Genomic DNA, 14,309 nt, shown 5'->3' with positions numbered 1-14,309 from the left:
TAGTTCGAAGGTATCAAGGTAAAGCTCCCTCAAACAAGCAGGAACTTTTTGACACTGCTTTCAGTCATACTTGGCGTAAGCACTCCACCGAAGGCGGCCCGACCGTCTCGACTTCCCCGGAGGAACGCCATGTCGTCCACCACGCTCAACGCCACTGTCCACCGACTCACCGGCGTCACCCCCACCACGGAGGGCATGTTCGACGCCACTGCCTCTGGTCGACTCTCTGAGCCCGGAGTCACCGTCCATCCGTTCGAGATCAACGGCGCTCCGGCGCTCCTGTACTACCGCCAGCTCCCGCCTGCCCAACCGGGCTGGTGTTCGGGGCTGTCGCGGCTCACCGACGTTCCCCTCGACCTCCTCAGGCAGGACGCGGAAGCGGTGCTCGTCGTAGCAGTGGACGGCCACGTCTACGCGATCACCTTCGGCCAGGGTTACCTCTCGATCACCGGCTTGAAAGAGCGCGGGTTCGGCCTGCGCTGCGCGCTGCGTGTCGTCGACCCAGACCAGGTCCAGGACGTCGTCCGCCGCACCATTGGCGGCTTGTCCCGGCAGGACTCCACGCTGGCACCGAGCGGAATTCCCATCGGCGTCGTCGGTGTGCGCGGCTACACCGAACTGGTGAAGAAGCTCGGCGGTCTGATCAAGGCCGCTGACCTGGGCCTCAGCCACCGGGAGACCGTTTCCATCGAAGGCCGAGACGGGCTTCGGCTGCCCATCCCGCTGGAGCCGGCGAAGTTCCTGGCCCTGCTGCGACGGCTTAACGAGGTCCGCAATCGGCCGGTGCGGCCTCAGTTCGAGTCGCTTGAAGCCATCCAACCGGTGGGCGACGAGACGCTGCTCCAGCAGCTCGACGCGATGCTGGACGAAGGACTACGAGGAACCGGCGACGTCCGTGTGCAGATCGTCATCCCGGCGGATCTCAGCGAGCGCCGCCATGAATGCCGCTCCTACCTGATCAGGGTCGGTAGTGCCCCGATCGTCCGGGACGAACCCGACCTCGAAGACCTGCGCTGGCGGTGCAAGGTGCAGCATCGTCGCACCCCCGTTGCCGCTCTTCGGGAGGGCCGCATCGATATGTGCGCCGATGGCGAGGGAAAGCAGTCGATCGGTTACGCCTCTGCGATCCGCTGGGTCGAGGCCGCCGTATCGGTCGGGGCTCGTATCTACCAGTTGAGCGACGGCGAGTGGTACGAATGCGGCGCGGTGTACATCGACGAGATCAAGCGCCGGATGCGCGAGCTTGTCGTGGAGCAGCCGGAGCTTGCCATGCTCCCGTGGCGTCCGGGCGAGAGCGAGAAGGACTACAACGAGCGGATGCAGCACCGCTTCGGGCCGGCCACATACGTCTGCCTTGACCGGAAGCTCTTCCGGACGCTGCAGCACCGAAGGGGCAACGGCCTGGAGGCCTGTGACGGCGTGACCAACCGGCACACGCTCGTGCACGTCAAGATGGCCGAAAGCTCCGAGCCGTTGAGCCACCAGTTCAACCAGGCACTGATCTCCACCCAGGCCCTGTACGAGGAGCCCATGGCACGGGCAAAGTTCAGCGCCAAGGTCGCTCAGGTGAGCGGCGGCCGACTCACGGTACCGGAGGACTTCAGACCCAAGAAGGTCATGCTGGCGATCCTCCTCAAGGGCAAGGACCTAACCCCGGATTCGCTCTACCCCTTCGCGCAGGTGGCGCTCGTGAACCTCGCGGACACGCTCATGCGACAGTACGGCGTCACCGTGGAGGTCGTCGGCATCCCGATCGAAGCCGTCTCAGGAGAGGAAGCCGCATAAAGGCGGCCCTCCGCAAGGATTCAGCGCTCGGCAAACCGGTCGAGTCACGACACGATTGCTTCAGCAGGACAACAACGCGCGAACCAACACGGCGCTCCGACTCGAAACCCTGGCCAGGGTGTCCGTCAGATTGTCGGTCCCATCCGCCATGATGTCGTCGGGCCGTTGGTGACTAAATCGATCTCGGAAGCACCCACATCTTGCGACTCATCAAGCAGACACCACTACATGTTGTGGTGTCTCTGGATCCATTCGAGAAGATGTGCTGTACTGGGATCGTCCGAAATAGATCAGGCCCCTGCGGGGGCCATGACCGAAGAGGTCAGCCGCCCCGGCAGTGGGCCCTGAATGCGTTGGTCGCGCCTTCGGACCATACCCCGGATCCAAGTACATCCCAAGGCGGATCCGTGCCGACATGGCTGACCTCGGAAACGAGGAACATGTCAGGAAGGGCCAACTCCCGCGACGTGGTGCGTCGCGCAGACGGCACCTGGGGTGTCACCAAGCCGGGCGCAAGTCGTGCCAGCGCCGTGGCGCCCACCCAAGCTCAGGCCATCGATCGTGCGTCACACATCCTGGCGAATGACGGCGGCGGCGAGTTGCGGGTCCACGCCACCAATGGGCAGGTGCGCGACCAGCGGACCATCGCCCCTGGGAACGACCCCTACCCGCCGAAGGGCTGAGCTGAAGATCGGGTGAGTTCAGGGGAACCATTTTCCCCTTTCCCCTGAACTCACCTTGGGCCTGTCTCCGGTTCTGCCCGCCGAGGCGTACGGCACCCGTGGGCGGCCCGGCCTGTCCCGGGGGATGCTGGCGCTGATCACCGTGCTGCAGAAGGTGGAGAACCTGACCGACCGGGCTGCGGCCGACCGCGCCAAGTTCGGGATGGACTGGAAGTACGCTCTGCCGCTGGAAGCGGACGATCCCGGGTTCGATCACACCGTGCTGAGCGAGTTCCGTGCTCGGGTCGCCGCGCATGGCCTGGAGGAAAAGCGCTGGATTTGCTGCTGGCCGCGCTGGCCGGGAAAGGGCTGATCAAAGCCGGAGACCGGCAGCGGACCGACTCAACGCACGTGATCGCCGCAGTTCGTGATCTGAACCGGCTGGAGCTGGCCCGCGAGTGCGTGCGTGCGGCGCTGGAGGCCTTGTCGGCGGCGGCGCCGGGCTGGGTGGAGCAGGTCTTGGACGTGCCTGGCTGGGCCGATCGGTATCGGGCCCGGGTGGATTCCTGGCGGTTGCCCTCGTCACACGCCAAGCGCGATGAGCTCGCTGGCGCGTACGGATACGCGCTCATCAGCGCCGTGTATGCACCGTTTTCCCCGGTCTGGGCTGCGCCAGTTGCCGGCGGTACAGGCGCTGCGGGTGATGCTGATCCACAACTATGTGCGTGTCACCGACGGTAAGGGACGGGAGGTGATTAAGCGGCGGGAATCCCTGGAGGCCGGTGGTGAGGGGATCCCACCGGGCAGAGTGCGGCTGACCTCGCCGTATGACACAGATGCCCGGTGGGCGGCCAAGGGCGATGACCTGGTCTGGAACGGATACAAACTTCATGTCAGCGAGAGCTGCGACAACACCGCCGAGACGAGCACCACATCAGCAGCGGTGGCCGGTGCCGAGCCGATGCCGCCGAATCTGATCACCAACGTGACCACGACGGACGCCACCGTGCCCGACGGCAAGGCCACCGAGAAGATCCACCAGGCCCTGGCCCGGCGCGGGCTGATACCCGGCGAGCACTACCTCGATTCCGGCTATCCCTCGGCCGAACTCCTGGTCGGAGCCCGGGAGAAGTACGGCATCGCGCTGATCACCCCGATGCTGCTGGATCACTCCCGCCAGAGCAAGGCGCAGGCGGACTATGACTGGACCGCGACACAGAAGGCATCGGCAACGATTCGCTCGTGATACCCGTGCACGCCGGCTGTCCAGGCTCCGCAGTCCGGGCAGGCGACCGATCCCTCCGGGGTTCGCGCTCGTACCCGGATGTGTTCGCCCTTGGCCGCTACGTCTTCCACAACCAGCGGCGATAACCCCGAGAACACCGTATGGACTAGTAGCTGACTGACACCGATCACAACTCAGCGTGACGGTATGACACCATCCGTAACCGCCGAATTTGAGACAGAGCCGAAGACCGTACAGACCCTATAAGCAACGATCGGGCGATGGATTGCCAAACTGACCAACAAAGTCTCGGCATCCCCGGAATTTCTACGCCCTCGGAATCGGGCGGGGGCATGTCACCACTCCCGTTCTTTTGGGATTGGTCGCCCTGCTCACCGTCGTGGTTTCTATGCCTCGGAATCGGGCGGGGTTCTGTCACGCACAGGAATAATGAGCTGACCCATTTGATGGGCAGTTTCTATGCCCTCGGAATCGGGCGGGGGTCTGTCACGGCTCGGATGATGCAGGGGTGGTGACCTGGGCTTTTGAAGGTCAATGCGCGGACCTGGACCGTGTGATCCTCTGCGTGACCCCTGGCAGAGCGCTTTCGGAGATCTAAGGACTGTGAGCTGGGAGCAACTCAGGCAGGAGAGCACGCTCCACGATCCTGTCGATCAGGCGCGGCACACCGAGCGTCCTCGCCCCCCTCCTGGCTTGGCGATCTCGATCCTCACGACGGGACTCGGTTCGAACGTCCCCGCAGCGAGTCCTCGGCAAGGCCGCTGATCCTTCTGGCAGCTGCCGCCTCGAACCTTTCGACCTCTGCCCCGGCCTCCCCATCGGCAAGAGCCGACTCCCGCACCTCATGCCACGCGTTCAGGAGATTCTGCTCGGTGAACGCCCTGGCGGTCAGCTCACCCATCCCAGCTCCCCGGGAACGTCACCGTCGTCGCGCCGAAGCCGTACGTGGTGCGGGCCCCCGTTCCGCAGTAGGACGCGAAACGCACGAGCCTGCTGAAGGTCTCCTTGACCTCGTCCGACAACACACGGAGCCGGGCCGTCCCCACGAAACCCGACACTTCGTGGCCGTGCCCACCGTCACGCATGACCGTCCGCAAATCGAACGAGTGCAACTCGGTCGCCTGGTGAGTGGCCCTCCACAGCTCCTCATCGATCCAGTACGGCGAGCCCGGGGGCAGGGCCTCATTCCAGCGCCGCCGATACCCCCCAAGGATGAGCCGCGGATCCGGAGCGACGCTCCGCCGCCCGTTCGCGGCAAAGAACACCGGCGACAGGAACGTCAAGACCGCCTCACCCACCGTCGGCCCTTCAGCCAGCGAGTCAAACGACTCCTCATGGCATTCGAACCCGACCACAGAGCACGTGCGTGCCCCCAAACGGACCGTCGACAACCCCTCAGGATCGAACGGAAGCGCGCTGTCACGCAGCCAATTGCAGCGAAGTATCAGCATCTCATCTCGGCCCATCGAGTCCCGCCTCAACGGCCAAACAGCAAAAGGCTTCACCTGAGACGAATGATCAGCGTTTCTTTCAAAGAGGCTACACGCGAGGCCGTGCAATTTACGAGCATCCATTATTCCAGCCCCTCGACATTTTAAACGGAGCACGAACGCCATCATTGATGATTCCATCCTCCTCATTTTATATCTAGACTGGATCCTGCACATAGACCGAAAAGTCCCGAAAGCTCTAATGTTTGCGACCTTCTACGAAGCCATCTGAGGCCCCCACGGTTTCTATACCCCTCGGAATCGGGCGGGGGGTATACGACTTATCTCTACCTTGCAGCGTGCGGTGTCGTCTTGTCGTTTCTATGTCCTCGGGATCGGGCGGGGGTTTGCGACCTGCGGCCTCCATCGCAAGAGATGTATCCCAACCGGCCGGTTTCTATGCCCTCGGGATCGGGCGGGGGTTTGCGACGGCAGCCGATTTCTAGGCGCTATTACCTACTGCTTTATAGATCATCGCGCGGACCGAGACACCGTGGTGATCGGAAAAGGTGGTGGATGGAGCCCTTGCGTTGGGCATGGTCTTCGAGCTGCGGCTATACGATGCGCCATCCGAGATCCTTTGGCGGTTGACCGGGGATTCCTGTACAGGGGTCGTTGCATGTGGTTCACGGGGTCGCGAGGGACTCGTTGGGCTTTGCTGCGGCGGTGGTGAACCAGGCGTCAAGTTCGGCTCTGACGACGTCCCCGTTTGGTTTTGTCACGGGAGCAGGTTCGCGGTCAGCGCCCCTACGTCCCATCTTGACCTGAAGACTCATGTCTTCCGGAAGCCATTCGTTGTAGAAGGCGAGAGAACGTAGCAGCCAGCCGCTTCGGCCGTTGGTCACCCGGAGCCAGAGGGGGGAGGCGCGGCGTGCTGGGGATCCGTCCGTGGTGATGGGTTCTACGGTGACCGATTCGCGGAAACCGTGGACGGTGTAGACGACAGGCAGGCCGAGTGCGCCGGCGTTGAAGGCTCCCGTCGGAGCGGCTTGTTTCGCATATGGTCTGGCCACCTCTCGGTATCCGGCCGTGTTCGGAAGCTTGCCGTTGTGACGAGGCTCCCCTGGGTGGCGGAAGGTTCTGAGCTTCTTCCCGAGGGCGGTGAGGGCGTTCGTATCCTGTCCGCTGATGCCCATCGGATGTGCCTCGACGCGATACCAGCCCTCGGCGAAGCACGGGTAACGCGGCTGACCGGTGAAAGTTCCCTGGCGAATTCTCAGCTCCGCCAGCGCACCGGCGACACAGGTCAGCACCTGCGGAAGGTCGTCGTGGCTGTCGCGGATCAACCATGCCCTCTCGAAGGTGGCCTTCTCCAGCTTGAGTCCGGCCTCCCGATTGAACGCCAGAGTTCCGAATCCGCGCCGGGCGCGGGCGCCTATGCCGCCGAAGGTGCGCAGCGCCCACAGCGCGCTCAGGAAAAGGTCCGCATGCAAGGCGGAACCATCGTTCCTGACCTCGAGCGACAGCCCGCATGGGGGAAGTTGGCGAGGCTTGGGTTCGTTCCGGGCGGTCAGGCCCGGCCCCATCAGATAGGCGAGATCACCATTGGCTTCCGGTGCGCCGACGGTGATGCGGTTCCCGCGCAGCAGGATCCGGGACGGATTCGATGAACCAGACGAACCATCGGAGGCTGCTCCGAACAGTTCGGCCTCGGCACGCAGAAGTTCGGTGATGTCGTCTCCGACGTAGGGGCCGGCGAGGGCGCGCAGCCAGTACGCGAGGGCACCGCGCAAGCTGGGGATCGGGAACATCATCTGCCCCGATCGCATGTCGATCCGGGGGTAACGGCCCAGGAAGGCTCTGGTCACTGTGGACAACGGCAAGGGGTGCCAGGTCATCAAACGGCCTTTCGCCAGGAGACATGGGCAAGGGGCGCGGTGATGGGCTGGTCGTCCCAGAGGATCTGCAGGAAGACGCCTGAGACGAAGCTCCATGCCGTGGCGATCAGCACCATCACCCATGGATCCAGAGGGTCGAGCATGGGGGCACACCTTTCGGGGGTCCACCAGCAGGCGATGCTCACGGTCGTGTTGTTCGCCCCTTCGGCGTGCTCGTTGAAGGCCGGCACCACGAACCGGAGCCCGATGATGCTCACCAGCGCGGCGTGACAGACGCCGAAGACGCCGACCACACCGACCCGGCGAGCGAGTGCCCATCGTCGTACGTGGGGTGCGGCGGATCGCCCGGGTGCTGGGCCGATGTGGTTGCCGGCCTCGATCAGGAGGTATCCGAAGCCGATCGCTAGGAGGACGGCTGCCGTGGTGCGGGCTGTCCCGTTGGAGGTTGTGGCCCACCAGTCGGGGTGGAGCGCGGACAGTCCGAGCAGGCCCACCGCGGAGCTGGCCGGCTGCCGAAGCAGCCAGATCGCGTTGAAGGACGGCTGGACCATCGCCGACCAGACCGCGATGAATCCGTACCCGAACAGTCCCAGGACGGCGGCGGCGGTGTATCCATCGGTCCAGATGCCGAAGACGGCTGTCAACACTGTCGCGGCGGCGGCAAGGAAGAACGCCAGCGCGCCGCACACGCCGAAGAGCAGGCACCGGCCATGCATCCGGTGCAGGACGCGCAGTGCGGCAAACCAGGCGAACCGTGGCAGGAGAATGCGAGTGACGACGTTCCCCACGATGCCGGTACGCGGGGGGTCATCATCGGAACGGCCTATGTTGAGTGAAGCCTGGCTGATCTCGACACTGGTGAGATCGGTGGCTTCGGTTTCGACGTTGATGTGGCGGGCGAGGCTGGGGTGTTCTTGGATGCTGTCCAGCACCGTCAGCCATTCCTCGCGAGTCTGCCGAGCTCGTTCGATGCGCGAATCGACCAGTGCCTTGCCCGCCAGGTCCTGGCGGAAAGGTGCCGAGAAGAGGAGCCATCGGGTCCGGACGAGGAAAGCCGCACCCAGCTTTGCGTCTCGCTCAACGAGGATGGGTACCTCGTTCTTGACCGCGAGCGCGTACCAGGCTTCGTAGATTTCGACGAACGTGCGCCAGCGGAAACGTTGAGGTTCGGCCTCGACCATGATCCGCCACCGTTCATCGCGGACGCGGAACGCGCGTGCAGCCTGACCGGGGTGATAGGCGAAGAGCTTCCATAGGGCGCCGCCTTTCTGTGTGGCGAGCACCTTCTGCCACGCTTCGATCCGTTGAGCGGACGAACCGGCCCGTAGGGCGTCGGTGAGATCGATGCCGTAGGCGAGCTCCGGTACGGGCTCATCATCAGGCCAGGTTTCTTTCGGCAAACGAATGAGGTCGGCGAGTTCAGTCATCGCCCACCATCGTTGCTGCCGGGCACTCCGTCCTGGCCGAGCACCGCCAGGTAGCCGCGCCCGAAGTCGTTGAGCCGCCAGCCGGAGCCCTCCTTCACCCAGGCGACGCCGGCATGAAAGGGGTCTGATCCCTTGCGTGGTTCAAGGCCATTCTTGACCCGCAGCAATTCGTCTCTCATGAGGTCGTGGAAGTCCTCGGCATAGCAGCGCAGGTTGATCCTGGTCGCGCCCGCGTCGTGGTCCTGGAACGTGTACCAGGCCGACGTGCGTTCCGGGGCCATGGAATACACGATCTCGGTCATGGCCAGGGTGTGCAGCAGCGTTATCTTGAACCCGCCGGTCAGGTGCACCTCCATGTCCTCGTTGAGCAGGTGCGCGGCTCGCAGGACATGCCCTATGGCCCCGACCGCCTGGTCGAGGTCGCCCGGGAGCCCCGGCAGGCGGGTGATGGTGACGGCACCGGGATGGATCATGCCTCTGAACGCGTTGGCCTCAAGGTCGGACGTGGGCGCGGAGACGTACCTGATCCGTTGGCCGTCGCCCGCCGCGATCATGTAGGCGACGCAGAACGCGGCCGAGATTCCCTCGCGGGTGTCGGAGGCGAGCAGGATGACCCGCCGGTCATGCCCCGTGAGCCTGCGGACTCCTCGCTGGCTCAGGGTGCTGGTCTCCGCGCAGATCTCCGCGGGCCATTCAGGAAGCTTCGCGTCCTTTGCGGCTGCGTCGCACATGGTGAGGGCCGAGGTGATGACGTCCGCGTCCGCGATGCGGTCTCGGTCGGTGCTCGTGAGCGGGGTGTCGGTGGCCCATCGGTCCAGCGCCTCGATGATCTTCCCGATTTTCGCGCCGACAGGCCGGGAGGGGCTGTTTCTCCTGTCCCAGGCTCCGAGCACGGAGATCCCGCAGGGCACGACATAGACGGTCATGGGGTTGCCGCCTTCAGGTAGCCGTAGCCGGACGCGGTCTTCGCGCCGACGCCCAGATCGCCGACCGCACCCTTCAGCAAGGCAGCCGCTTCGGACAGGTGCGGCTCGGGGCCGGCCAGGTAGGCGATGAAGCTTCCTCGCTCGACGGCGAGAAACGGGATGGGGATGGGGTTGATGTGCTCCCCGGGAGCGACGGCGGGCCCGTTCTCGGGGGTGTTACTGCGGTAGCCCTGCGTATGCGGGGTGAGGACGTGTGCGACCACTTCCACCCCGGCCGGTCCCGGGAGTGCGTCGAAGAACGTCACCTGGCCAGGGACGACCTCGTCGGACTCCGGTTCGGAGCCGAAGATCTTCGTCATGGGCTCTCCCCGCCTGCGCGCGTACTCCCGGGTGACGCCTTTGAGTGAGCTGCCGGGCAGGATGGGCCAGCCGTAGGTGCCGTCCAGCTCGATCCCCACGTCACGGATTCCGCCGGCACCGGTACCGGTCACCACAGCGCCCGGCACGCTCAGTTCGATCGCTGTGAACTCGCCCCGCGTGGCGAGGGCTACGGCGTCGGCGCGTCGAGCGGCGACGGCGGCGACGAGCTTGGATCCCTTGGCGCCCGCTTCTTTTCCCTGACCGAGGTTGACCGCGACGGCCACCTCGTGCAGCGGCGCATCGGCCAGTTCGAGCCGATCGCCGGTGTCGATGACCGCCGTGCGGTGCAGGAGCAGCCGTCCGTTCGTCGATTGGAAGCGGTCTGGGTGCGGATCGGCGGAAAAGACGTCACTCAGCGGTCCATAAAAGTTATGCATCCGCCCGCTCCGCTTCAGACGTGCTCTTCTGCTCCCGTTCCAGCGCTTCTGACAGGCGGCTCAGCCAGACGGCGAAATGTTCCAGCCGCACCGACAGCAGGCCGGCGCTCGCGGGGTGTTCTTGAAGGTGCAGGGTGAGCTTGTCGAGAAAACTCAGGTCGAGGGAAGGACGCCCGTCCTCCTCCCAGCCGAGAACGGCGCTGATCTGGGCGCGCACTTCCACGCCCACGATGCCGTACGCCTTCTCCAGCGCCTTCTTCTTGCCCTGTTTGGCCGTGTAGTAGGCGAGTGAAGGCAGCACTCCGCTCGTGCGCAACATGGCGGGCAGGCTCGCCAGCCGGGTCAGCACCTGGGGCGAGACGCTGCCCCCCAGGTCTTTCCTGACCCGGTTCAACGCCCGCATCGCGTCGGCGGCCAGATCGTGGTCAGATCGCCGGAGCGACATCGTTCCTCCACAGACGGCACCACATGAGCCCTTTGCCGATGCTCTCGTCGCCGCCGACCCGCAGCACCTTCCCGTCCAGCAGCTTGGCGAGCACGTCCAGATGGTCGCGACTGCCTTCGACCAGCGCCGCCAGCAGGCTCTCACCCGGTAGGTACTCGCTGTAGAAGGGTCCGCTGTTCACGGTCTTCGTCGGCTGTTCGGCCGCGCCGTTCAGCTGGATCCTGGCCACCACGGGCGCGCATTCGCGGCTGACTCCGGCGAGCAGTTCGTCACCACCGTTGATCATGTCCCTGGCGAACTTCTCCCGGAAGTACTTCTGATCGGGCAGCGCGTGTTCGGCGACCTGCTCGGCCCACGCCCTGAGCTCCTCACTGCGCTGGGTGCCGACGACGTATGGGCCGACCACCAGGTCGGCTGCTCGCTCGCGGGTGACCAGGCAGCTCGCATCAGACGCCTTCGGGGGGTCGGGCAGCGACAACCCCGCCAGTCCTATCTTGCGGCCGAGCCGGGCCTGCGCCAGAGGGGACGTCACCCAGGTGAACGTGCCCTCCGTCGTCGGAGCGGGGAAGGCGACCAGTTGCGCCTCGTGCACCCGTACGGCGCCCGGGCTGGTCTCCCCACCGGACGTCGGCGGATCGGAGCCGAACATCTCGATCCGCGCAGGCTCACCGCGGAAGTGTTCACGCAGCGCGCCCTTGAGGCTCTCTCCCTTGATGATGGGCAGCCCCGTGGCCACCTCCCGTTGGATGGGCAGGCCGATCACGCCCGATCCCGTGTCGGCTCCCGCGTGCACCGGCGTCTCCGCGTACAGGAACAGCATCGCCCTCACGATGACCACCGCCCGGCGAACGCGAACCCGAATCCAGCCGTTCTCAACCAGTCCTCCGCCTGTTCCAATGGCCTGTCGTAGAGCTGCTCGGCCGCCTGGCGCGCGGCGTCCTCATCAGCGAATTCGAGGTAGTACACCGTGCCGGCCGGGACCGCCCACATCAGCAGCCCGCCCTGCACCTTCCCGGCCGAGGCCGTCACCGTGGTGACCACCTGCGGCGGGCCGACCGCCGCCGTCACCAGCTCGGCCCCCGGCAGCACCGGCTTCCAGTCCCCGCCGGGGAACACCGCCGGGGTGGCCAGATACAGCAGCATTCGCCCCTTGGGGAACGTGTCCGCTGATTTGGGCATGAGCACCTGCTTCGGTTCGTGGACCTGGGCCCGGCGTCCCCGCCCGCCGAAGTTGACCATGTCGGCGAGGCTCCGGTCTCGCGGTCCGCCGATGCAGCGTGCGGCCAGCCCGTGCCCGCCGGCCAGGCGCAGATGCTCGGCGGCGTACAACATTCCCTCGGCGGCCAGCCGCTCAGGTGTGCGGGCCAGACCGACCCGGCGCTCCACCTTCCAGGGCACATACGGGTCGCCTTCCGCCCAGAAGACGCTCGGCTCCCCGTCCACCTCGCCGTCGCGCAGGTAGGACGTCAGCGCCTCGCTGTCCCACCAGCCCTGCCCGGGCTCGCAATCCTCCTCATCGGACAGCAGCGCACCGACCTGACCACTCAGATCAGTGCACGCGCCCTGGACCGGATCGGGGTCTGGTTCCAGGCGCCGGAGCCGGTTCCTGACCGTCACCACGTCCAGCGGGAGCGGCCAGTGCGTCTCCCAGCGGCCCTCCCCGGCCGGGGACACCACGAACGGGCCCTGCACCCGCTCCGGCAGCACGCTTCCCCGCGCGGCCCGATCACGTCCAGCGCCGGGACGAGCCCCGTAAGCCGCGCCGACCGCCCCCGCGATGGTCGACGGGCTGGGCAGGACGGCCCGCGCCTGGGAGTTCGCACCCGCGTCGAAGGCGCGGCCGTCGCGGATGATGATGGTGTCCAGTGGCTCGACCACCATCCAGCGCTCGCCGCTCACCGGTTGCTCCCCCGCAGGAACTGCGCCACCAGCAGTGCGTCGACCGGGACCTTGACACGGTCCCCTCGCCGCGCGCAGAGGGCGTACAGCGCCGTGCCCGCCTGCTCCGGCATGCCATGCCGTACGGCACGGCGCCGCAGCTCGCGCTCCAGCCAGTCAGGGGTCAGCGTGCCGAGCTCGGCGGCGTCCCGCTCCACGCCCATCGCCAGCTGAGGCGACAGCGTCCCTTCGCCGCCCATCGCCTTGATCAAAGCGTCCAGCCGCGCCGCCGCCAAGTCGTCCTTCAGCCGCCACGGCGACACCCACCGCACCCGCTCGCCGTGACGATGCTGAACCGCCACCGCCAGCCCCGGACGGGCGCGGCTCTTGGCCTCCTCCAGCAACTGCTGGGCCGCCGTCACCGCCGACTGCAACGGAGAGGACGCGTGGAAGAACACCAACGCCGTACTCACGGTCGGCTGCGCCCCGGCCACCACACCCGCCAGCGCGGCCTCGAACGCCTCCGCCGAACGCTGAGCCGCCCGCAGCGCGGTCGCCATGGGCAGCAGAGCGAGCAGATCGTCACCGCCGGCGTAGACGACACTGCCGAGGCGATCCTCGATCGCCTGCCGCTGCCCCTTGCCCGCCTCGCCCAGCGCCGCCGACACCTTCTGGTGCCACTCGCGGAAAGAACCGATCGCGCGGTCGCGGTCGCCGAGTGTCTTGCCCATCTCGTCGGCGTCCTGGGCCAGGACAGCGAGATATGGGCTGAGCCGTGCGATGCCCTTTTCCTCGGCCCGCCTTCTCAGCGTTTTCGCGGTATCCCTGACGACCTCGCACGTCTCGTCGTCGGGGCGCGTGGCCAGGTCGTACTCGCGGCGCAGCACATCGGGGTGCCAGGTTTCGGGAGTGCACCAAGCGCCCTCTACCTGCCGCAGCCATTCGGTGTCGCTCTTGCCGGCGATCCGCGCGAAACCCGGCAGCCCCTTGTCTTCGCCGCCGGCCTGGCGCAGCTCGTCATCCAGAAGCTCCAGTGCGGCGAGAGCAGCGGAACACTCGGGGTCGCGCTCCGCCAGCTCGATCAGCCCCGCCCGGTATGGCGCCGACGCGATCGACCAGGTGGACGGGAATTTTCTCCGTCCACCGCTGAAGCGTTTGACCAAGCCGATGTCCGAGAGGAACTCCCCCGGCTTCGCATGCCCGCCGGCCTGGTCGGGATCGGCCGGCCACCGTCCGCTGAGCGAGCACACCCGCTTCTGAGACACCGGCGCGAAGGCGAAGTTCCTGATGCGCTTGCGCCGCCTCAGCAGGTCCTGCGCGCAGCGCCACTGCGCCTCGTACCCGTCCGGCATCGGCGGCGCCACCACCCACTGAACGTCGGGAAACCCGGCGACCGGCTTGGCGTTGGCATCAGCCAGCAGACGCTCCCACCGCGCATGCGCCTCGGCCGCCATCTTGCGTGCGAGCTCCGCCCCCGTACCAGCAGCCGCCAGGACGACCACCCGGTTCGGGATTCCCACTCCGCTGTCTGAAGCCGACGGCATCACCACTTCGCCTCCGGCGTGCGCCACGTCGGCCATCGTCCCCGCCAACGTCGACATGATCCCGCTGGAGGCGAACAAGTCAGCAGTTCGCCGGGACTCGGCCACGAAGCGCTGGACTCCCGGAATCGTGACCATCACCATGTCCTGTCCACCCTCGCCGGTGCGCGCCAAGGCACACCTCCCCACAAGAAAGTTAGATTGACAAAACTGGACAAATATCCCTAAGAGCCACAGAAGCGGATTTTTGCCTACTCGACATGCGCCATCATGG

At 66.1% G+C, this 14,309-nt stretch carries 14 protein-coding genes and 1 pseudogene; 4 read left to right on the top strand and 11 right to left on the bottom strand.

From position 1 onward, the window contains the following. Positions 1-129: 129 nt before the first annotated feature. From AB0K12_RS15350 to AB0K12_RS15335, 4 genes are all read left to right on the top strand, one after another. Positions 130-1,785 carry a DUF6119 family protein gene (locus tag AB0K12_RS15350; protein ID WP_364560478.1) on the top strand — a complete coding sequence of 552 codons (1,656 nt, stop codon included), beginning with the start codon at positions 130-132 and terminating at the stop codon, positions 1,783-1,785. Between the two features lie 440 nt (positions 1,786-2,225). Continuing rightward, complete coding sequence (locus AB0K12_RS15345; protein ID WP_364560475.1) at positions 2,226-2,468, top strand: DUF2188 domain-containing protein; 243 nt, start codon at positions 2,226-2,228, stop codon at positions 2,466-2,468. A 55-nt stretch (positions 2,469-2,523) separates the two neighbouring features. Continuing rightward, complete coding sequence (locus AB0K12_RS15340) at positions 2,524-2,820, top strand: transposase (RefSeq protein ID WP_364560472.1); 297 nt, start codon at positions 2,524-2,526, stop codon at positions 2,818-2,820. Positions 2,821-3,090: 270 nt separating this feature from the next. Beyond that, complete coding sequence (locus AB0K12_RS15335; protein ID WP_364560469.1) at positions 3,091-3,693, top strand: hypothetical protein; 603 nt, start codon at positions 3,091-3,093, stop codon at positions 3,691-3,693. Here AB0K12_RS15335 and AB0K12_RS15330 read toward each other — a convergent pair. From AB0K12_RS15330 to cas10, 11 genes and pseudogenes are all read right to left on the bottom strand, one after another. Beyond that, positions 3,672-3,830 (bottom strand): annotated as a pseudogene (locus AB0K12_RS15330) (ISL3 family transposase); the annotation flags it as partial. The gene AB0K12_RS15335 and the pseudogene AB0K12_RS15330 sit on opposite strands and share 22 nt — an antisense overlap. 572 nt (positions 3,831-4,402) lie before the next feature. Continuing rightward, complete coding sequence (locus AB0K12_RS15325; RefSeq protein WP_364560466.1) at positions 4,403-4,594, bottom strand: hypothetical protein; 192 nt, start codon at positions 4,592-4,594, stop codon at positions 4,403-4,405. Next, entirely contained in the window at positions 4,587-5,324 is a 738-nt protein-coding gene (gene cas6 / locus AB0K12_RS15320; protein WP_364560463.1) for a CRISPR system precrRNA processing endoribonuclease RAMP protein Cas6, read from the bottom strand. Before cas6 ends, AB0K12_RS15325 begins: the two co-directional genes overlap by 8 nt. A 485-nt stretch (positions 5,325-5,809) precedes the next feature. Beyond that, on the bottom strand, positions 5,810-7,021 hold the full coding sequence (locus AB0K12_RS15315; RefSeq protein ID WP_364560460.1) for an RAMP superfamily CRISPR-associated protein: 1,212 nt from the start codon (positions 7,019-7,021) through the stop codon (positions 5,810-5,812). Beyond that, on the bottom strand, positions 7,021-8,448 hold the full coding sequence (locus AB0K12_RS15310; RefSeq protein ID WP_364560457.1) for a hypothetical protein: 1,428 nt from the start codon (positions 8,446-8,448) through the stop codon (positions 7,021-7,023). The genes AB0K12_RS15315 and AB0K12_RS15310 overlap by 1 nt, the downstream gene beginning before the upstream one ends. Continuing rightward, positions 8,445-9,374 carry a hypothetical protein gene (locus AB0K12_RS15305; RefSeq protein ID WP_364560455.1) on the bottom strand — a complete coding sequence of 310 codons (930 nt, stop codon included), beginning with the start codon at positions 9,372-9,374 and terminating at the stop codon, positions 8,445-8,447. Before AB0K12_RS15305 ends, AB0K12_RS15310 begins: the two co-directional genes overlap by 4 nt. Beyond that, positions 9,371-10,171, bottom strand: coding sequence for a type III-B CRISPR module RAMP protein Cmr6 (cmr6, locus tag AB0K12_RS15300; protein ID WP_364560452.1), 801 nt, complete (start codon positions 10,169-10,171; stop codon positions 9,371-9,373). The genes AB0K12_RS15305 and cmr6 overlap by 4 nt, the downstream gene beginning before the upstream one ends. Continuing rightward, positions 10,164-10,616, bottom strand: coding sequence for a type III-B CRISPR module-associated protein Cmr5 (locus tag AB0K12_RS15295; protein ID WP_364560450.1), 453 nt, complete (start codon positions 10,614-10,616; stop codon positions 10,164-10,166). Before AB0K12_RS15295 ends, cmr6 begins: the two co-directional genes overlap by 8 nt. Beyond that, complete coding sequence (gene cmr4, locus AB0K12_RS15290; protein WP_364561418.1) at positions 10,597-11,436, bottom strand: type III-B CRISPR module RAMP protein Cmr4; 840 nt, start codon at positions 11,434-11,436, stop codon at positions 10,597-10,599. Before cmr4 ends, AB0K12_RS15295 begins: the two co-directional genes overlap by 20 nt. A 5-nt stretch (positions 11,437-11,441) precedes the next feature. After that, positions 11,442-12,515 carry a type III-B CRISPR module-associated Cmr3 family protein gene (locus AB0K12_RS15285; protein WP_364560446.1) on the bottom strand — a complete coding sequence of 358 codons (1,074 nt, stop codon included), beginning with the start codon at positions 12,513-12,515 and terminating at the stop codon, positions 11,442-11,444. Then, entirely contained in the window at positions 12,512-14,179 is a 1,668-nt protein-coding gene (cas10, locus tag AB0K12_RS15280; protein WP_364560443.1) for a type III-B CRISPR-associated protein Cas10/Cmr2, read from the bottom strand. The genes AB0K12_RS15285 and cas10 overlap by 4 nt, the downstream gene beginning before the upstream one ends. Between the last annotated feature and the right edge of the window lie 130 nt (positions 14,180-14,309).

It is taken from the genome of Nonomuraea sp. NPDC049419 (genome assembly GCF_040676995.1).
GTDB classification, from domain to species: Bacteria; Actinomycetota; Actinomycetes; order Streptosporangiales; family Streptosporangiaceae; genus Nonomuraea; species Nonomuraea salmonea.
Note: the sequence above shows the minus strand (reverse complement) of the source record. Positions and strands in the feature narration are given on the sequence as shown.

Coding starts and splice junctions, on each gene's coding strand:
- AB0K12_RS15295 (WP_364560450.1), bottom strand. CDS start 10,616: ATGTCGCTCCGGCGATCTGACCACGATCTGGCCGCCGACGCGATGCGG.
- AB0K12_RS15335 (WP_364560469.1), top strand. CDS start 3,091: ATGCACCGTTTTCCCCGGTCTGGGCTGCGCCAGTTGCCGGCGGTACAG.
- cmr6 (WP_364560452.1), bottom strand. CDS start 10,171: ATGCATAACTTTTATGGACCGCTGAGTGACGTCTTTTCCGCCGATCCG.
- AB0K12_RS15315 (WP_364560460.1), bottom strand. CDS start 7,021: ATGACCTGGCACCCCTTGCCGTTGTCCACAGTGACCAGAGCCTTCCTG.
- cas6 (WP_364560463.1), bottom strand. CDS start 5,324: ATGGAATCATCAATGATGGCGTTCGTGCTCCGTTTAAAATGTCGAGGG.
- AB0K12_RS15345 (WP_364560475.1), top strand. CDS start 2,226: ATGTCAGGAAGGGCCAACTCCCGCGACGTGGTGCGTCGCGCAGACGGC.
- AB0K12_RS15350 (WP_364560478.1), top strand. CDS start 130: ATGTCGTCCACCACGCTCAACGCCACTGTCCACCGACTCACCGGCGTC.
- cas10 (WP_364560443.1), bottom strand. CDS start 14,179: ATGGTGATGGTCACGATTCCGGGAGTCCAGCGCTTCGTGGCCGAGTCC.
- cmr4 (WP_364561418.1), bottom strand. CDS start 11,436: ATGCTGTTCCTGTACGCGGAGACGCCGGTGCACGCGGGAGCCGACACG.
- AB0K12_RS15305 (WP_364560455.1), bottom strand. CDS start 9,374: ATGACCGTCTATGTCGTGCCCTGCGGGATCTCCGTGCTCGGAGCCTGG.
- AB0K12_RS15325 (WP_364560466.1), bottom strand. CDS start 4,594: ATGGGTGAGCTGACCGCCAGGGCGTTCACCGAGCAGAATCTCCTGAAC.
- AB0K12_RS15310 (WP_364560457.1), bottom strand. CDS start 8,448: ATGACTGAACTCGCCGACCTCATTCGTTTGCCGAAAGAAACCTGGCCT.